Raw genomic sequence first — 18,358 nt, 5'->3', positions numbered from 1 at the left:
GCCAGCACCGCGACATCAGGACCACACGACTTCGCCGTACGCATCCGGCGCGCAACGTCTATCGCGCCATCCGCGTCCATCGCATCCCACTGCACGTTGGTGACGATGGCCGACGCCCCTCATCTGCGGTGAGACGGACGGAGTTATGTGACTGATTTGGGTGAGAACGGAAGCGGAATATTTTTGATTCCGGGGCTTGACACGATTTCTGAAAATCAGAAATGATTTGCCGTCGCGCCAAATGGTCGCAGGCGTCGCATGAAATTGCGTTTGTGCGCGATGCAAATCAGTTCGTAGGCGGGCTTGCACGGCTACCTCCCCTCGTCATTGCGAGCGCAGTTCGTAGGGCGGATTAGCGGAGCGTAATCCGCCGGCCGCTGTGCAAGCGGGATCAGTGGTGGGTTACGCTTCCACTAACCCACCCTACGAAGTCTCCGGCTACCACGCATCAATACACGGCCGCTTCTTTGTCGTGCGCGGCTCCGGCTTCGGCACGGAGCGCAGGCCCGACATGATCCAGTGCCGCGTGTCGGCGGGATCGATCACCTCGTCGATCTCCAGCACAGAGGCAATCGAGACCGCCTTGCCGTTGGCGTAGAGCTCGGCGACCTTGGCCTTGTAGTAGTTCTCGCGCTCGACCGGATCTTCGATCGCTTCCATCTCCTTGCGGAAGCCGAGCCGCACATAGCCTTCAAGGCCCATGCCGCCGAACTCGCCGGTCGGCCAGGCCACCGTAAAGAAGGAGGCGTGGAAGCCGCCGCCGATCATCGATTGCGCGCCAAGGCCATAGCCCTTGCGCAAGACGATGCCGAACAGCGGCACGGTGAGGCTTGCGCCGGTCACGAACATGCGCGCGACATGGCGCACGATCGCGGTCTTTTCCGCTTCAGGGCCGACCATGAAGCCCGGCGTATCGCAGAGCGATACAATCGGGATGTCGAAGGCGTCGCAGAGCTGCATAAAGCGCGCGGCCTTGTCGCCGGCCGGCGCATCGATGGCGCCGCCGAGGTGCTTTGGGTTGTTGGCGATCAGGCCGAACGGTTTTCCCTCGATGCGGATGAAGGCGGTGATCATCCCGACGCCGAAATCGCGGCGTATCTCCAGCACCGAGCCTTCATCGGCCAGGAGATCGATGACGCTCCGGATGTCGTAGACCCGCAGGCGGTTTTCCGGGATCGCCCGGCGCAAGAGGCGCTGGTCCGGCGCCTTCCAGTCGGCAACCGCACCCTGGAAGTAGGAGAGATATTTCTGCGCGGCGACCGTCGCCTCCGCCTCGTCCTCGACCAGAATGTCGATCACGCCGTTCGGCGACTGGAACGATACCGGCCCGACTTCGGCCGGATGATAGACGCCGAGGCCGCCACCCTCGATCATCGCGGGGCCGCCCATGCCGATGGAAGCATTCTTGGTGGCGATGATGACGTCGCAGCAGCCGAGCATCGCAGCGTTGCCGGCGAAGCAATAGCCGGAGACGACGCCGATGACCGGCACCAACCCTGAGAGTTTTGCAAACTGCACGAAGGACGGCCCGTCAAGGCCGGTCATGCCGAGCCGATCGGTATCGCCGGGACGGCCGCCGCCACCCTCGGCATAGAACACCAGCGGCAACCGCCATTGCTCGGCAAGGCTCAGCATGCGGTCGATCTTCTTGTGGTTCATGTGGCCTTGCGTGCCGGCGAGCACGGTATAGTCATAGGCGATCACCATGCAGCGGGCGGCATCCGCGCCGAACTTGTCGGCATTGACAGTGGCGACGCCCGAGATCAGGCCGTCGGCCGGCGTGTTGCGGATGAGATCATCGACGGTGCGGCGCCGCCGCTGGGCGGCGATGGCGAGCGAGCCGTATTCGACAAAGGAGCCGTCATCGACGAGATGAGCGACGTTCTCGCGCGCCGTGCGCTGGTTGGTCTTGCGGCGGCGCTCGACCGAAGCCGGACGATTTTCGTCCAGCGTGATGGCGTGGCGCTCGATCAACTCGGCCAGATCGGGGCGGATGTGATCGAGATCGACATCCTCCTCCTCGGCCACGTCATGGGCGTCGATTTCGGCCGGCTCCAGATAAAGGATTGGCTCGTCCTGCATCAGCGTCGCGCCTGGGTCAGCCGCGATCCTCGTCACCCTGCCGCCATGCGGCGCGGTCACCAGATGCTCCATCTTCATGGATTCCAGCACAGCGATCTGCTGGCCGGGGCGGACGAGATCCCCTTCCCTGACGTCCACCCCTACGATAGTCCCCTGGAGTGGCGCCGGTACGGCGAGCGAACCCGCAGGCAGGCTCGTCGGGATTTCGGCTGCCGGCACGCCATTGTCGGCCGCAGCGCCGGATTCGATCAACGCCGCCTCTGCCGTCGCCTCGACCATTCTCTTTGCTTCGCCGACGAGACCGGCGACATGCCTGTCGATGAAACCGGTGCTGAGGCGGTTCTCGATAAAATCCGGATGCACCAGGATCGCTGCGAGGAACGGGAGATTGGTGGCGACGCCGTCGATGCGAAATTCACGCAGCGTCCGTGAGGCCTTGTGCACGACATCGGTCCAGTTGCCGCCTGGGGAATGCACGATGACCTTGGCCAGCAGCGAGTCGAAGGCAGCGCTGGTGCGGTAGCCGGAATAGCCGAACGTGTCGACGCGAACGCCGGGGCCGGACGGCAGGTCGAACATCGCCAGCGTCCCGCCGGTCGGTTTGGTGGCGCCGGTCTCGTCCATCACCTCCATGTTGACGCGGAGCTGCATCGCAAAGCCGCGCGGCCGCGGGATGTAGCCTTGCGCCAGGCCGAGCGAGCCGAGCGTCGCGCCGGCCGCGACCGCTAGCTGCGACTGCACGAGGTCGACCCCGAGCACCTGCTCGGTGACGGTATGCTCGACCTGCAGCCGCGGATTGGCCTCGATGAAGGCGAACGCCCTGTCGCTGGTACGGGCGTCGTTATCGACCAGGAATTCGAAGGTGCCGAGATTATCGTAATTGGCGGCGGCGGCGAGTTCCTTGGCGGCGTCGATGATGCGGATGCGCAAGGCGTCGCTCAGCGACGGGCTTGGCGCGATCTCGATGAGCTTCTGGTTGCGGCGCTGCACGGTGCATTCGCGTTCCCAGAGATGGCTGATCGCGCCGTGATGGTCGCAGATGATCTGCACCTCGATGTGGCGGGCGTTGCGGATCAGCCGCTCGACATAGACGCCGTCGTTGCCGAAAGCCGCCATGGCTTCGGACTGGCAGCGCGCATAGGCTTCCTCCAGCAGCAAGGGATCATCGACGATGCGCATGCCGCGGCCACCGCCGCCGGCAATGGCCTTGATCATGATGGCGCCGCGCTCGCCCTGCGATTCAAGAAAGGTCCTCGCCTCTTCCAGGCTGGTCGGACCGCTGGTGCCCTCGATGATGGGGACGCCGCATTGCTTTGCCAGCGCCTTGGCCCGCGCCTTGTCGCCGAACAGATCGAGCGCTTCCGGCGACGGCCCGACGAAGACGATGTTTTCTGCGATGCAGCGGCGAGCGAACGCGGCGTTCTCGCTGAGGAAGCCGTAGCCGGGATGAATGGCGTCGCAACCGGTCGCCTTGGCGGCTGCGATCACCGCCTCGATATCGAGATAGGCCCGCGCGCCGCGGCCGGGGATTTCGTGGGCGGCATCCGCGGCGCGGACATGCAGCGATTGCGCGTCATCAGCGGAATGGATCGCGACGGTGGCGAGGCCGGCGTCACCCGCCGCGCGCGCGATACGGATGGCGATCTCGCCGCGGTTGGCGATCAGCAGCTTGTTGAAGGACATGGACGTTCCGTATGACCCCTACGTTCGGCCTGAGTTCGCGAGCGAAAACCGCTGTCGATTCAGATTCTTGTTGCCGAACATGACAACCTTGCGGGAATTGCGATGCAAGTGGAAATTTGTTCCGCGAAGCGGGAAATCACCGGAAGGTGCGAGAGTGGTTCGTCGTTAGCTGCAGGAGAGCTGGCCTTCGAACCAGTCTTGCACCGCGGCCGAAAGCTGCGGCCAGGCGCGCTGGAAGCCGGAGAGGTTGGCTGCGCTGGCGCGGTAGATGCCGCGCAGCTCGGTCTCGATGGCAGCGAGATCGACGCCGGTGCAGCGGCCGTCCCGCACGATCAGCCGACCATCGACTACGACGTCGCGCAGGAACGAGGCGTTGCCGCGCGCGAACAGGAGATCGATGGGGTCGACCGGCATGATCTGGTCGCGATCGAGCCGGTCGAGATCGACGGTGACGAAATCGGCCGGTGCGCCCGGCATGAGCGCGCCGGTCCCGGGCGCGCCTGTCGCTTTGCGGCCGCTCTCGATCGCGAGCGCGAGGAACTCGGAAGGACTCCAGCTGCGCTTAAAGCCGAGGCCGCCATGGATCATCTGCACCAGCCGCATCTCGCGCAGCACGTCGTCATCCTCGTCCAGCGCCAGACCGTCCACGCCGACCGCGATCGAGCAGCCGCATCGGTGCGCCGCCGCGATCGGCGCCAGCCCGGAGCGCAGGTGCAGATTGGAAGAGAAATTGGTGACGATGCGGGCACCGGACGCCGCGATCATCTCGATCTCGTCGGGGCGGGCATGGATGCAATGGGCCAGCGTCAACCGCTCGGAGAGGAAGCCGATGTCGCGGAGGTAGCGGACGATACCATCAGGGAAATGCTGATCCGCCCAGGCGCGCTGATAGACGGTCTCGAGCAGATGCATGTGAATGCGCCGGCCGGTCTGCGCCGAATTCTCCGCTACCGCTTCGAGCAAGGGTTTTGAGCACCATTGCACGCCGGCCGGGCCGAGTTGCACGTCGACCTTGGGGCCGGCGATGGCGGAGGCGACCGCATCCGTCAGCTCGATATAGGCCTTCGGCGACATCGGGGCGCGGACGAATAGCTGTTCGATGGTATTGCGATCGTCCTTGGAGAGGCCGGCGAGAACTGGCTCCTCATCACCATACACGAGCGGATTCTGGTCGCGCACTGCAAGCGCGAAGGCGATGCGGGTGCCGACATCGGAGGCCGCGCGCGCAATGGCTTTGGCTTCCTCGACCAGCGGCATCGCCCCACTCGGTCGGGTGTAGTGAACCATCATTGCCGCGCATCCCGCCCGCGCCGAACGCGCCAGCGCTGATGCCGCCGTCAGATACGGATCGACCGGCGTGCCGAGCGCGGAGCGCAGGATCCAGCTTTCCAAGGGCATGCCGACCGCGCCGAACGAGGACGCGGTCGGGCGGGCATGGTCGTGGGCGTTGACGAAGGCCGGCAGCACGAGGGAGCGCGGGCCGGCCGTCGGCGACGCGGCCTCCGAGATGGACGTGATAACGCCGTTGTCATGCCGCAACATGACATTTTCGAGCAGGCCGCGCTCGGGGCCGGAGAACAGGCTGTGTGCGGGGACTTCCATGGTCATAATCCCACTCCGTCATTGCGAGGAGCAAAAGCGACGAAGCAATCCATCTATCCCCGAACCGAGGCATGGATTGCTTCGCTGCGCTCGCAATGACGAGAAATCGTCAATTCGCCGTATACACCAATTCCCGCTCCGCGCGCGGCGGCAGGAATTCGCGAGAAAAGATCTCCGACGGCGCGGGCGCGCGGGCGAGCTGATAGCCTTCGACGATGATGCCGATGGCGCGTGCCATGCGGTCGTCCTTGATATCGCCGACGCCGATCTCCTTCATCTCGGGCGAGACGATCAGCTTGTCGAAGGAAAACTGCAGGCGGCGCTTTTCGACATCGACATTGATCAGGTTGTCGTAGTTCACCGCGGCCTTCATCCCGGCGTTCTGGTCCTTGGCGATCGCGATCATCGCCTTGTTGACGGCGCGGACGAGGCCGCCGACAGCCTTCGGATTGGACGCGAGCAGCTTGCGCGACACCATCAGGCCGTTGGAATAGAGGTCCAGCCCGTAGTCCCCGAACGAGAACCATTTATAGTCCTTGTCGGGATCCTGGCGGTTCAGCACGAGGTTGAAATAGCTCGTGATGTTGAACACCAGGGCGGCGTCGATGTCGCCCTTGATCAGCATCGGCTCCTGCAGGTTCGGCGCCATATTGGAAATCTTGATCTTCTCGCCTTCCAGCTTGTTCTTGCTGGCGAACACCGGGAGCAGCCGCGTGGTCGGCGTGCCCTGTGCGCCGCCGAGCGTGCGGCCTTCGAAATCCTTGATGGTGTTGATGCCGCTGGTCTTCTTGGTCACGATCGCAAATGGCGGCTGGTTCCAGATCTGGTAGACCATGACCGGCGCCTCCTGCGGCTTGGTCGAGGCGTTCTGGATGATGGCGTTGACGTCGCCGAAGCCGGCATCATAGGCGCCCGACATGATGCGCGTGACGGTGGCGCCCGAGCCCTCGCCCTGGTCGATGACGACGTTGAGGCCTTCGTCTTTGAAGAAGCCATGGTCCTTGGCATAGAAGAACGCGGCGTCGGAGCCTTGGGTCTTCCAGCCCAGCGTGAACTTGATTGTCGTCTCCTGGGCATGGGCGGCGCCGGCAAACAGGGCTACTCCCAACAGCGCGGCACTTACTCTGGCTAACATCGCGGGTCTCCTCGGGCTCGGTTGGATGGCGGTTGGCGGGATCTTCGTTCAGGTGGCGATCATGTCGTTCTTGCGCGTCGCCCAGCCGGTGATGCGGCCCTCGATCAGCGAAAAGATCACGTAGAGCGCGACGCCGAGGCCGGCGAGCACGAACAGGCCGGCGAACACCAAGGGCACGTTGAAATTCGAGGACGCGGTCATCATGACGTTGCCGATGCCGCGGTTGGAGGCGACGGTCTCCGACAGCACCGCGCCGACAAAGGCGTAGGAGATCGCGACCTTCAGCGAGGCGAAGAAGAACGGCATGGTCCTGGGCAGGCCGACGTTCCAGAGAATATCGAGCTTGCTGGCCCCTAACGCCTTCAGCACGTCTTCCAGCTCGGGCTCGGTGGTGGCGAGGCCCGTTGCGATGTTGACGACGATCGGAAAGAAGCAGATCGACAGCGCGGTCAGCACCGCCGGCACAGTGCCGGAGCCGAACCACAAAACGAAGATCGGCACCACCGCGACTTTCGGGATCGAGGAGAAGCCGACCAACAGCGGATAGGCGGTATCGTAAGCGGTTTTGGAAACACCGATGATCGCGCCGAGCACGACGCCGAGGCCTACGCCGAGCACGAAGCCGATCATCGTCGTCGCCAGCGTCTGCAGGATATGCGGCCACAGGATCGGGAACTTCTCGAACAGCGTGACGAACACCTGCGATGGCCGCGGTAGCACCAGGTCGGACATCCCTGTCATGACGCAGAACCATTCCCAGGCCACGAAGAACAGCACGATCAGCCCCGCCGACCAGGCCTTCTGGCGATAATCGAGATCAGGCATGTCAGGCCGCTCCCTTTGTTGCCGCGCCCCTCGCATCGACGATGAAGGCGCGCAGCTTCTGGTTCAGCGCCACGAATTCAGGCTCGAAGGTCATCGCGACCGTGCGCGGCCGCGGGAAGTCGACGCGGCTGTCGTCGAGGATGCGGCCAGGGCGCGCGCTCATCACGCAGATGCGGCTGCCGAGGAATGCCGCCTCGCGCAAATCATGCGTCACCAGCAGCACGGTCGGCCTGTGCGCGATCCAGAGGTCCTGCAGGATCGACCACAGCTCTTCGCGCGTGAACTGGTCGAGTGCGCCGAAAGGCTCGTCGAGCAAGAGCATGCGCGGCTCATGGATCAGCGCGCGGCAGAGGTTGGCGCGCTGGAGCATGCCGCCGGAGAGCTGCCATGGATAGCGGTTGCCGAACCCCTTGAGGCCGACCTGCTCAAGCAGTGCGTTGGCCTTGTCGCGGAACTCAGTCTTGCGCAGCTTGCGAAATTGCGAGCGGAACGGCTCGACGATCTTCAGCGGCAGCATGATGTTCCGCTCGATCGACATCCAGGGCAGCATGGTCGGATTCTGGAACGCCATGCCGACGCGCATCGCGCGCGCGGCGACTTCGCGGCCGCCGACAATGACGACGCCCGATGTCGGCTGCACCAGGCCGCTCACCAGCCGCAGGATGGTCGACTTGCCGCAGCCGGAGGGGCCGACGAGCGCAACGAACTCGCCGTCGACAATTCGCAATGTCGTGGTGGAAAGGGCCGGCACGGCGCGGGCGCCACGGCCGAAGGTGACTGAGGCTTCCGACAATTCGATGGCGATGGGTAGCGCGGAGGCCGGAACCGGCGCTCCACGGAATTCGGAATGTGGTTGCATGCGCATCATGGCTGGAAGTGCATGCAAGCTGGATGCCAGCCAAACTCCCGCGGAAAATCAATGGGATCGCGATCGGCGACGAAAACGACCGAGCTCCTTTTGTGCAATTCGCTCCTCGAACTGCATGCAATTAAGGCGCTCATTTCGTACACAAATGTGATAAGAGGACGCCATCTAGAGCCCTTCAGGATTCGCCGATGGCGCCCCGCTCCGCCAACAAGACCGCTGCGCCGTCCGACAAGGTCGGCATGATCTGCCGCGCGCTGCGCCGCGCCATCATCGAGCAGGCGCTGGCTCCGGGCGCCAAATTGCCGGAGGATTCGCTTGGAGAACGGTTCGGCGTCAGCCGCACCATCGCGCGGCATGCGCTGGGCCAACTGGCCGCCGAAGGCCTCGTCGAGCTGCGCCGCAACCGGATTGCTGTGGTCGCGACGCCGAGCTGGCAGGAAGCCCGCGATGCCTTCGACATCCGGATCGAGCTCGAGCGCCTTGTCGTGCGCCAGCTCGCCGGCAAGCTCACCAAGGCCCAGGTCGCCGAACTGAATGCCCATGTCGACGCCGAGGACCGCGCACGCGACGGCTCGGACGCGGTATCGATTCGCCTCGCGACGGAGTTCCACATCCTGCTCGCCAACATGACGAACAGCCCGATCCTGGTGCGCTATGTCAGCGAGGTCGCCTATCGCTGCTGCCTGACGCTGTCGCTGTACAGCCGGCCGCACTCCTCGGAATGCGCCATCAACGAACATCGCGCGATCATCGCGGCGCTGGTCAAGGGTGACGAAGCCAAGGTGATGAGCCTCATGCACAGCCACCTGGACTCGGTCGCCAGCCGCGCGCTGGTCGCCCCTGCGCCGCAGCGCGGCCGCGATTTGCTGGATATTCTGGCGCCTTATGCGGAGGAAAGCGAAGGTGCGGGCCGCGTGGTGAAACTGTCCAAGGTCGTGCGGGCGCGGTAAGTGACGTGTCCCGGACGCGGCGCGGCGTGAAACGCTGCTCCGCAGAGCCGGGACCCACGGCATCGGCGGGTGGACCCCGGATCAGCAGCGCACCACGCCGCAAGTGCGGCGTGCTGCGCAGCATCCGGGGAACGACCTCACGCCTCAATCCCACGCTGCAGCAAAATCCGCTCGGCGCTGTCGTTCCAGACATCCATCTTCACGATCAGCCCGCCTTTCACGACGAAGCGGTCGACGTAGCGGTTGCCTTCGAACGGCGTGCCGTCGATCCATTCGCCATACAGCGTGCCGATGCTGTAGACCACCGTCTCCTCTGCGCCCGGGCAGACGTCGAAACGGTCCATCTTCTTCTTGACCCAGCGATAGCGCTGCGCGTTGAAGCCGGTCGGGCCGCGGGGATGATCGAACTCGCGCCCGCCGGTGAAGGTAATGATCGTACCGGGTTTCATATATGTCGCAGCCGTATCGGGATCGGGGATCATCGACGCTGTGAGATAGGCCTCGACCACCTCGGCATCCGACATTTGTCGGGGTTCGGCATTTGCGGCAACGGACATCGCGGGCTCTCCTGACGGACGAAGTCTACAATCCGGCCATCGAACTGCATGCACATATTTTGAACAATTCAGCATCCAAATTGCACACAATCTGGAGCTGCCCGGCAGTCGCCCTTCCGCTAGGTTCGCAAGAACCCCATAGAGCCCTTCCGATGCCATGAACGCGAAAACGGCCTTCGACCTTATCTTCCGCAACGTCAGGACCAGGTCGTCGGCGACCACCGTCGATATCGGCATCAGCGGCGGCCGGATCGCGGCGATCGCGCCGCGGCTTGAATACGAGGCGGCGGTGGTTGAGGTCGGCGGCAGGCTCGCGCTATCAGGTTTCGTCGATACACACATTCATCTGGACAAGGCCTGCCTGCTCGGCCGCTGCGGGCATAATCATGGCAGCGTCAGTGAGGCCATCGCCGCGGTCGCCGCCATGAAGCGGGAGTTTACGGTCGAGGACGTCTACGCCCGCGGCGTGCGCGTGATCGAGCGCGCGGTTCTGCACGGCACGACGCGGATGCGCACCCATGTCGAAATCGATCCACGCATTGGCCTGCGCGGCTTCGAGGCGATCAAGGCGCTGAAGCGCGACTATGCCTGGGCGATCGACCTCTCGATCTGCGTGTTTCCACAGGAAGGCCTGACCAACGATCCCGGAGCGGAAGAACTCCTGATCGCGGCCTTGCGCGACGGCGGCGAAGCGATCGGCGGCTGCCCCTATATGGACACCGATCCGAACGCGCATCTCGAAAAGGTCTTCGATCTCGCGCAGAAGTTCGATGTCGACGTCGACCTGCATCTCGATTTCGATCTCGATCCGTCCTGGTGGCATCTCGACGAGGTCTGCCGGCAGACCGAGCAGCGCAATTATCAGGGACGCGTCGCGATCGGCCATGCCACCAAATTATCAGCGCTGCCGCCGGATCGGCTGAAAGCGGCAACGGCGCTTCTTGCAAAATCCGGCGTCGCCGTCACCGTGCTGCCCGCCACCGATCTCTATCTGATGGGCCGCGACGCCACGCATAATTCGCCGCGCGGGCTGACTGTGGCGCACAGGCTGGTCGAGAACGGCGTCGTCTGTTCGGTCGCGACCAACAACGTGCTCAATCCGTTCACGCCGTTCGGCGACGCCTCGCTGCTGCGGATGGCGAACTTTTATGCCAATGTCGCGCATGCCGGGATCAGCGAATTCGATGCCTGCCTCGATCTCGTCACCGAACTGCCGGCGCGGCTGATGAACTTAAGAGATTACGGCATCGCGCCGGGCAACCCGGCGGACCTCGTCATTCTCGATACCGACAGCGGCGCCCATGCAATTGCCGAACTGCCTGATGTGCTGATGGGGTTCAAGAACGGGCGGCAGGTGTTCGAGCGGCGGAAGCCGAAGCTGTTTCGTCCGTAGTGTTGGTGTGCTGCGCCGTCGGTGGCTTCATCCTTCGAGACGGCGCTTCGCGCCTCCTCAGGATGAGGTCTGAGACCTTCCGTGTTCTAAAACCCTCATGGTGAGGAGCGCGGCAATGCCGCGCGTCTCGAACCATGCAGGCCGTGCTCTCGCCTATGCGCTGCCCCGCGATTGACCTCCCTGTCAATCCATTGTTGTTATCGGCCAACGACAACGACAACCCGCGGGGCAGGAAATCATGAAAAAAGCCACCACCGTAAGAAGCGTCGAAACGCTCGCCTGCGACGCAGGCTGGCGGAACTACCACTTCGTCAAGATCACGAGCGAGGACGGCATCGTCGGCTGGAGTGAGTATGACGAGGGTTTTGGCGCGCCGGGCGTGACCGCAGCGATCGAACAGCTCGGGGCGCGCGTCGTCGGCAAGAACGCGTTCCAGCACGAGCGGATCTACGCGGAGCTGTTTGCGGCGACGCGGCCGGCCGCCGGCGGCGTGGTAGCGCTGGCGCTCGGCGCGCTCGAGAATGCGCTGCTCGACGTCAAGGCCAAGGCGCTGGGCGTGCCCTGCTACGAACTGCTCGGCGGCAAGATCCGTGACCGCATCCGGGTCTACTGGTCGCACTGCGCGACCTGGCGCATCAATCATCCCGACTGGTTCAGGCCGGCCATCACCAGCCTCGATGGTGTCAAATCGATCGGCAACGAGGTGCGCGAAAAAGGCTTTACGGCGATGAAGACCAACATCTTCGTCTATACCGACGGCAAGCCGCAGGGCTGGCGGCCCGGCTTCGGCTCGCCGTTCGAGCCGGAAATCAACGTGGACCGCAAGGTGCTGCGAAACCTCTGCATGCATCTCGAAGCGATCCGCGACGGCGCCGGGCCGGACGTCGACCTCTTGCTCGATCTCAACTTCAACGCCAAGACGGAGGGCTATTTGAAGATCCTCCGAGCCATCAAGGATATGGACCTGTTCTGGGTGGAGATCGACACCTTCAATCCGCAGGCGCTCGGCTACATCCGCCGCCAGAGCCCGCACCCCGTCTCGTCCTGCGAGACGCTATTGGGCCTGCGCGACTTCCTGCCGTATTTCAACGAGCAGGCAATGGACGTCGCGATCATCGACACGCCGTGGAACGGGGTCTGGCAATCGATGAAGATCGCCGCCGCCGCGGAGCATTTCGAAGTCAACGTCGCCCCGCATAATTTCTATGGTCATCTTTGCACCATGCAGAACGCGCACTTCTCCGCCGCGGTGCCGAATTTGCGCATCATGGAAACCGACATCGATCGCCTGGCGTGGGACCATGAACTGTTCACGCATGTCCCCGAGATCGTCGACGGCCATCTCATCATACCGGACCGCCCCGGCTGGGGCACCGAGCCCAACGAGGAAGGCCTGCGCGCCCATCCGCCGAAGAGCAAGGGCGGGCTGTTGAATTACGGGCAGAAGAAGTAGGCGACCAAACTGTCATACCCCGCGCATGCGGGGTATCCAGTACGCCGCAGCCTGTCGGCTCAATCACCAGCGTCTCGGCATACTGGATCGCCCGCGCCAGTGCGCAATTGCACACAAGGCGGGGATGACGGTTATGATGGTTGGAGACTGAACGTCACTTATCACCCAGTCCGCCCAAGAACGCGCTCTCGATCACATCACCAATCGGCTGCCAGGAGTTGCCGTCGAACTGCACCAGCCGCATCTGCTCGATCGGGTGGAAATCGGCCGGCCCGGTGTTAACAGTTATTCCCGGGAATGCGACCGTGCTCTGATAGTTCCGCAGCGAGGCCGCCTGCCGCATGATGTTCTCGCGCGACAGGTCGTCACCGCACTGGGTCAATACCTGCACCAGCGTCTCGGCTGCTGCGTAGCCGAAGATGGCATTGCTGTCGTCCTTGTCGCCGTCAGGATAGTACTTATCCATGAAGGCGAGCCACTCTTTCATGGTCGGATCGTCCTTCCAGGTGGTGTCGCTGGCATCCTTCAGGAACGAGGTGGAAATCACGCCGACAGAGTTCTGCAGCCCCGCCGGCCGCAGCGCATTGGCGATCGAGGCCGCCGCATTAACCAGCACCAGCACCGGAAACCATCCTTGTTCAGCGGCTTTACGGATGGCGCGCGCCGAGATCGGCGGTGCGCAATTGAGCACGAGCACTTCGGCGCCCGAGTTCTTGAGGATGTCGACCTGGGCATCGATCGACATATCCGCCTCAATGGCGATATCCGCCACGATCATGTTGGCGGTGATGCCGAGCCCTTCCTGCAATCCCCGGAACAGATCGCGGCCGAACTGATCGTTCTGCCAGAGCACGGCGATCTTCCTGCTTGGATAGGCGGCCTGGATATAATTGGCGTAGATCCGGCCCTCGGCACGAAATGTCGGCTGCCAGCCCATCGTCCAGGGAAATCGCTTTGGATGCGCCCACTCCTCATCGCCGGAGGCGACAAAGAGCTGCGGGATGTTGCGCTCGTTGAGATAGCTTCGCGTCGCCAGATTGCTCGGCGTGCCGAATGATCCGAACATCAGGTGCACGCGCTCCTGCTCGACGAGATCACGGGTGTGCTCGACCGCCGTTCTCGGATTCGAGCTGTCGTCGCGGGAGATGAACCTCACCTTGCGCCCGTTGATGCCGCCGCGCTCGTTGATCATGTCGAAATAGGCAGCCTCCGCCCGTCCGATCGAGGCAAATGCGGCCAGCGGCCCGGTGTAGGGCATGATATTGCCGATGCGGATTTCGGTGTCGGTTACGCCAGCGGAGCGCGTTGGCTGCGGGGCGGCCAGTATCGATGCCAAGAACAATGCGAAGAAGGCAGGTAGCAGCCATTTTATTCTTGTTTTCATCAACGCGGCCCTCGAACGCGAGCTGTTCAGAGCTCGTGACGCCACCCAGCGATGACAATGATAGCGCGGGAGTTCAGGTTCTTGAAATGAAATGTTGGCGGCGTGGCTTCGCCACGCCAGATGGTCCGCCAGTCTTCATAAAAATGAGACGTTGCAGTTCAGGCGTGTTTGATGTCCGATGTACCCTCAGCAGCGGCACGAACTCGAAGATCGCTGGATGTTCGAGTTGCATCTAAGCTGTGTGTGGCAAGGAGGTCGAAGCATGAGGATAGCGATCGTAGCTTTGGGAACGGCCCTGGTCCTGTGCAACTTCGGCGCGTTTAGTGCGGCAGCGCAGGCGCAGACGGCTCAAGTCGTTCGTGAACCACGGGAAAGGCCCATCATCAGGGTGCCCGTCGTAAGGCCAGCTCCCTACTGGGATTACAATATCGTTCCACGATATCGTTATCGCCCTGAGGACGACCGGGTCGATCCATGCGGCGGTCCTGTCGTGCCGGTGGTGCGCTATGGGCCTCAAGAGGAAACGGTTCCGTTGTGGCTGGCGAACGAACTGGGCCTTGGCCGTGTGCATGGTCGAGATTGGCCGTGTAGTGGCCGAAATCGGTAATGCAACGGCGGAGTCTGTAGGATGGGTGGAGCGAAGCGATACCCATCAATTGCGCTGCACAAAAGATGATGGGTATCGCTTCGCTCCACCCATCCTACGATCATTGTCTCAGCGCAATTCGATATCCAGCCATCCCAGCGCATTGACCGTCACGCGGTCGTCGGTGTCGACGAGCACCGTCGTGGTCTCGGCTTCGATGATCGCAGGTCCTGTCAGCATGTGGCCGGGGCGCAACTCGTCGAGCGCATAGACCGGGACTTCGCGCCAGCCGCCGAAGAAGGCTTGACGCCGGCTGCGCGGGGTACAGGCGCTGGATGATGCGGCCTCGCGCGCGCGCTCGTCCTGCCGCTGGACTTCGCCGACGGCGGCGACACGGGCGTTGACGAACACGACCTCCTGGCCGCGCGAGGCGTAGGTGTATAATTCCTCGTGCCTGACGTGAAAGCGGTCTTCGATCTGGTCCACCAGATTGGGCGCATTCCAGTCGAGGCCGTCGAGCGAGACGTCGATCTCAAAGATCTGCTCGCCGTAGCGCATCTCGGCGGAGCGCTCGATTGTAACAGGCCCGTTGAACCATGAGCGCAGCCGGCCGGCGGCCTGCTTTTCCAGACCGGCGAAGAGTTCGCGCACTTCTTCGGCCGAAATGCGTGCGCCGACGCCGTAATGCGTGCGACTGACTTCGTAGCGGAGATCGCTGGTCAGCATGCCCCAGGCCGACAGCACCGAGGCCACCGTCGGCACGATGATGCGCTTGATTTCGAGCTCACGCGCAACTTCCGCCGCATGCAGGCCGGCGGCGCCGCCGAAACTGAGCAGCGCGAATTTTCGGGGGTCGACGCCACGGCGCAGTGTCATCAGGCGGATGCCGTCGGCCATGTTCAGATTGATCATGCGGTAGATGCCGGCGGCGGCCTCGATGCGCGACAACTCCATCGCCGCTGCGATACGATCGACCGCAGCTTCCGAGGCGGCACGGTCGAGCGGCCGCCTGCCGCCCATGAAGGCTGAGGCATCGAGATAGCCGAGCACGACATTGGCGTCAGTGACGGTTGCTGCCTCGCCGCCATTTCCATAGCAGGCCGGGCCCGGCACCGAGCCTGCGCTTTCCGGCCCTACCCGGAGCGTGCGGCTGGCATCGACGCTCGCGATCGAGCCGCCGCCGGCGGCGATGCTCGCGATATCGAGGCTGCGCAGCGCGATACGCTGGCCGGCCAGCATGCCGTCGGCGGAGAGCGAGGCCTGCCCGCCAGAGATCAGCGAGATGTCGGTCGAGGTGCCGCCCATATCGAACGGCACCAGATCGGGAATGCCGACGAGATCAGCACAGCGCCGCCCGCCGGACATGCCGCCGGCAGGACCTGACAGCACCGTGCCTGCGGCAAGGCGCGAGGCTTCTTCGACAGGCGCCATGCCGCCATGCGAGAGTACGACGAACAGACTGCCCTTGAAGCCGGCTTCGGTCAGTCGCGCTTCGAGATTGGTGAGATAGCGCCGCACGATCGGCTCGACATAGGCGTTCACGATCGTGGTCGAGACGCGCTCATATTCCTTGATCTGCGGCAGGACGTCGCTGGAGCGCGAGATGCTGATATCGGGCAGCGCCTGCTTCAGTCGCTCGACGGCGGCGAGTTCGTGCACGGGATTGAGATAGGAATGCAGGAAGCACACCGCGACCGAGGTCGCGCCCGACTTCCTGATGCCGGCAATGGCGTCATCGAGCGATTTCGCGTCGAGCGGTTTCATAACCTCGCCGCTGGCCCGGAGCCGCTCCTTCACGCCGAAGCGCAGGTCGCGCGGCACGAGGGGCGCCGGTGGCGGTGAGCGCAGATCGTAGCGATCGGGCTTGAGGCCCTCGCGCATTTCGATGATGTCGCGGTGGCCTTCGGTGGTGATCAGCGCGACTTTCGCTCCCTTGCGTTCCAGCAGCGCGTTGGTCGCAACCGTAGTGCCGTGCACGAGGCGATCGGTCGCGGCGAGCATTTGCGCGCGCGTAACATTCAGCCGCCGCGCCAGTTCCTCCAGGCCTGCCATAACGCCGAGCGACTGATCCGCCGGGGTCGATGGCGATTTCGCAAACACGGTGCGCCCGCTTTCATCGGTGGCCACGAGATCGGTGTAGGTCCCGCCGACGTCAACGCCTATCCTGAACATCATGAGGACGCCTGCTCCGCCGAGGCTTCCGTCAGGCCCTGCTCGCGGTCGCGCCGACGTGCTTCCGCCGATCGCTTGTCAGGCGGTCCCCACCCGCCGCCGCCGGAGGAACGGATTTCGAGGCAATCGCCGGGACGCAGTTCGATGCCGACTTCCTTGGTACGGAGCACGCGCGGCTCGCGACCTTCGGACAGCAGACGATAGAGATGCGGCTTCCCGTCCTTGCCGCCGAGCATGCCGCAGGGACCATGGCGCGCGCCGTCGCCGGCGGTGTTGCCCTTTGCGGTCTTTTCCGTCTCCAGCACCAGATCAAGCGACACGCCGAGGCCGCCGCGATGCTGGCCGTCGCCACCGGAGCCCGGGCGGAATTCATGCTGCCGGAAATAGAGGGGAAAGCGCACTTCGGCCACTTCGAGACTGCCGAACTTCAGTCCGCCGACCGAATGCCACTCCCCGATCGATGACCAGCCGTCGCCGCCGGAGAACGCGCCGCCACCGGGCCGCGCCTGGAACAGGTGCCAGATGAAATTTTTTCCATTGCGCGGATCCTCGCCCTGGATCGCGATGCGGAATCGGCGGCTCCAGCCGGCCATCGCGCGTTCGGGACAGGATGCAGACAGCGCTTTCACAATGGCTTCCACGATTTCGTTGGAGGGGTGGCTGGTGCACAGCGTCACCGGCCGGCCCGGATCGGCCCACACCACCGTGCCCTGTTTGGCGATCACCTTGAGCGGACGCAGCGCGCCGGTGTTCTTCGGTATCTCGGCGTCGATCAGATAGGCAAACGCCATCGCCACCGCCGCCTGCATGTTGGCATGCGACGAGTTCACAAAACTGGTCGATTGCGGATCGGAATCGGAGAGATCGACCTCGACGTCGCTGCCCTTCTTGGTTACCTTGGCGGCGATGCGGATGTCGGTGCGGCCATGGCCGTCATCGTCGAGAAACGCTTCGCCGTAGAACACGCCATCCTTCCAGGTCGAGACTACCGCACGGGTCTGCTGCTCCGTGGCGTCGAGGATCGCTTCCATCGCGGCTTCGACGACTACCGTGCCGAATTCGGCAAATAGCCGCGACAGCCGCCGTTCGCCGAGATGCGCCGCGCCGAGCATCGCCGCAAGATCGCCGCGGAATTCTCTGGGATTGCGAATATTCAGCGCCAGCAGATCGAGCAGATCGTCGCGGAGCTTGCCGGCCTCATAAAGCTTGATCGGCGGGACGCGCAAGCCTTCCTGATAGATCTCAGTCGCGCTGGGATTATAGGCGCCATGGGTGGCGCCGCCGATGTCGCTCTGGTGGGCGCGCACGATGGTCCAGAGCAGCCGCCTGTCGCCGGCGAAGACCGGGACGAAGGCGGTGAGATCAGGCAGATGGCTGCCCCCATAATAGGGATCGTTGAGCAGGATGACATCGCCCTGCTTCACGTCCTTGAACCGCTCCTCGACCGCGAGCGTCGCCCAGGGCAGCGCGCCGACATGAACGGGCAAATGATCCGCCTGCGCGATCAGCCGCGCATTCGTGTCGCAGATCGCCAGCGAGAAATCGCGGCTGGAATTGAGGATCTGCGAATAGGAAGTGCGAAGCATCGCCTCGCCCATCTCTTTGACGATCGAACTGAGGCGATGCTGGACGACGGAACGCGTGATTGGATCGATCTTGGCGGACATT

General features: G+C 63.7%; 12 protein-coding genes. 3 read left to right on the top strand and 9 right to left on the bottom strand.

Annotated features, from left to right (window positions below; translation table 11 throughout):
- Positions 1 to 438: 438 nt before the first annotated feature.
- The 5 genes from J6524_RS22255 to J6524_RS22235 form a co-directional block, all read right to left on the bottom strand.
- Positions 439 to 3,765 (bottom strand): carboxyl transferase domain-containing protein, encoded by a 3,327-nt coding sequence (locus tag J6524_RS22255; RefSeq protein ID WP_225674411.1) that lies wholly within the window; start codon positions 3,763 to 3,765, stop codon positions 439 to 441.
- A gap of 165 nt (positions 3,766 to 3,930) precedes the next feature.
- Positions 3,931 to 5,373: an amidohydrolase family protein gene (locus J6524_RS22250; RefSeq protein ID WP_225674409.1), complete on the bottom strand. Its 1,443-nt coding sequence runs from the start codon at positions 5,371 to 5,373 to the stop codon at positions 3,931 to 3,933.
- A gap of 103 nt (positions 5,374 to 5,476) precedes the next feature.
- Positions 5,477 to 6,502 (bottom strand): ABC transporter substrate-binding protein, encoded by a 1,026-nt coding sequence (locus J6524_RS22245; RefSeq protein ID WP_225674407.1) that lies wholly within the window; start codon positions 6,500 to 6,502, stop codon positions 5,477 to 5,479.
- A 48-nt stretch (positions 6,503 to 6,550) separates the two neighbouring features.
- Positions 6,551 to 7,327 carry an ABC transporter permease gene (locus tag J6524_RS22240; protein ID WP_225674406.1) on the bottom strand — a complete coding sequence of 259 codons (777 nt, stop codon included), beginning with the start codon at positions 7,325 to 7,327 and terminating at the stop codon, positions 6,551 to 6,553.
- A gap of 1 nt (position 7,328) precedes the next feature.
- Positions 7,329 to 8,192 carry an ABC transporter ATP-binding protein gene (locus J6524_RS22235; protein ID WP_376712060.1) on the bottom strand — a complete coding sequence of 288 codons (864 nt, stop codon included), beginning with the start codon at positions 8,190 to 8,192 and terminating at the stop codon, positions 7,329 to 7,331.
- Positions 8,193 to 8,383: 191 nt separating this feature from the next.
- Between J6524_RS22235 and J6524_RS22230 the strand changes: the two genes are divergently transcribed.
- On the top strand, positions 8,384 to 9,145 hold the full coding sequence (locus J6524_RS22230; protein ID WP_225674402.1) for a GntR family transcriptional regulator: 762 nt from the start codon (positions 8,384 to 8,386) through the stop codon (positions 9,143 to 9,145).
- A 137-nt stretch (positions 9,146 to 9,282) separates the two neighbouring features.
- On the opposite strand, the gene J6524_RS22225 is transcribed toward J6524_RS22230, so the two are convergent.
- Positions 9,283 to 9,702 carry a nuclear transport factor 2-like protein gene (locus tag J6524_RS22225; protein WP_225674400.1) on the bottom strand — a complete coding sequence of 140 codons (420 nt, stop codon included), beginning with the start codon at positions 9,700 to 9,702 and terminating at the stop codon, positions 9,283 to 9,285.
- A gap of 157 nt (positions 9,703 to 9,859) precedes the next feature.
- Between J6524_RS22225 and J6524_RS22220 the strand changes: the two genes are divergently transcribed.
- Together J6524_RS22220 and J6524_RS22215 are read left to right on the top strand one after the other, a co-directional pair.
- A complete protein-coding gene (locus J6524_RS22220) occupies positions 9,860 to 11,095 on the top strand; it encodes an amidohydrolase family protein (RefSeq protein ID WP_225674398.1) in 1,236 nt (411 codons plus the stop codon).
- Positions 11,096 to 11,333: 238 nt separating this feature from the next.
- Positions 11,334 to 12,548, top strand: a complete 1,215-nt coding sequence (locus J6524_RS22215) for a mandelate racemase/muconate lactonizing enzyme family protein (RefSeq protein ID WP_225674396.1) — start codon at positions 11,334 to 11,336, stop codon at positions 12,546 to 12,548.
- A 154-nt stretch (positions 12,549 to 12,702) separates the two neighbouring features.
- Here J6524_RS22215 and J6524_RS22210 read toward each other — a convergent pair whose 3' ends face one another.
- From J6524_RS22210 to J6524_RS22200, 3 genes are all read right to left on the bottom strand, one after another.
- The gene (locus J6524_RS22210) at positions 12,703 to 13,932 is read right to left on the bottom strand and encodes an ABC transporter substrate-binding protein (protein WP_225674394.1); all 1,230 of its coding nucleotides are present in this window, start codon (positions 13,930 to 13,932) and stop codon (positions 12,703 to 12,705) included.
- Between the two features lie 715 nt (positions 13,933 to 14,647).
- Entirely contained in the window at positions 14,648 to 16,693 is a 2,046-nt protein-coding gene (locus J6524_RS22205; RefSeq protein WP_225674392.1) for a hydantoinase/oxoprolinase family protein, read from the bottom strand.
- Entirely contained in the window at positions 16,690 to 18,357 is a 1,668-nt protein-coding gene (locus tag J6524_RS22200) for a hydantoinase B/oxoprolinase family protein (RefSeq protein WP_225674390.1), read from the bottom strand. The genes J6524_RS22205 and J6524_RS22200 overlap by 4 nt, the downstream gene beginning before the upstream one ends.
- Position 18,358 lies beyond the last annotated feature (1 nt).

The sequence above is a fragment of the Bradyrhizobium hereditatis genome, assembly GCF_020329435.1.
In the GTDB taxonomy this organism is placed as follows: domain Bacteria; phylum Pseudomonadota; class Alphaproteobacteria; order Rhizobiales; family Xanthobacteraceae; genus Bradyrhizobium; species Bradyrhizobium hereditatis.
This window is presented reverse-complemented; position numbering and strand designations above follow the sequence as displayed.

Excerpts from the sequence above, each read along its gene's own strand:
- J6524_RS22255 (WP_225674411.1), bottom strand. The coding sequence starts at position 3,765 with ATGTCCTTCAACAAGCTGCTGATCGCCAACCGCGGCGAGATCGCCATC.
- J6524_RS22250 (WP_225674409.1), bottom strand. The coding sequence starts at position 5,373 with ATGACCATGGAAGTCCCCGCACACAGCCTGTTCTCCGGCCCCGAGCGC.
- J6524_RS22245 (WP_225674407.1), bottom strand. The coding sequence starts at position 6,502 with ATGTTAGCCAGAGTAAGTGCCGCGCTGTTGGGAGTAGCCCTGTTTGCC.
- J6524_RS22240 (WP_225674406.1), bottom strand. The coding sequence starts at position 7,327 with ATGCCTGATCTCGATTATCGCCAGAAGGCCTGGTCGGCGGGGCTGATC.
- J6524_RS22235 (WP_376712060.1), bottom strand. The coding sequence starts at position 8,192 with ATGCGCATGCAACCACATTCCGAATTCCGTGGAGCGCCGGTTCCGGCC.
- J6524_RS22230 (WP_225674402.1), top strand. The coding sequence starts at position 8,384 with ATGGCGCCCCGCTCCGCCAACAAGACCGCTGCGCCGTCCGACAAGGTC.
- J6524_RS22225 (WP_225674400.1), bottom strand. The coding sequence starts at position 9,702 with ATGTCCGTTGCCGCAAATGCCGAACCCCGACAAATGTCGGATGCCGAG.
- J6524_RS22220 (WP_225674398.1), top strand. The coding sequence starts at position 9,860 with ATGAACGCGAAAACGGCCTTCGACCTTATCTTCCGCAACGTCAGGACC.
- J6524_RS22215 (WP_225674396.1), top strand. The coding sequence starts at position 11,334 with ATGAAAAAAGCCACCACCGTAAGAAGCGTCGAAACGCTCGCCTGCGAC.
- J6524_RS22210 (WP_225674394.1), bottom strand. The coding sequence starts at position 13,932 with ATGAAAACAAGAATAAAATGGCTGCTACCTGCCTTCTTCGCATTGTTC.
- J6524_RS22205 (WP_225674392.1), bottom strand. The coding sequence starts at position 16,693 with ATGATGTTCAGGATAGGCGTTGACGTCGGCGGGACCTACACCGATCTC.
- J6524_RS22200 (WP_225674390.1), bottom strand. The coding sequence starts at position 18,357 with ATGTCCGCCAAGATCGATCCAATCACGCGTTCCGTCGTCCAGCATCGC.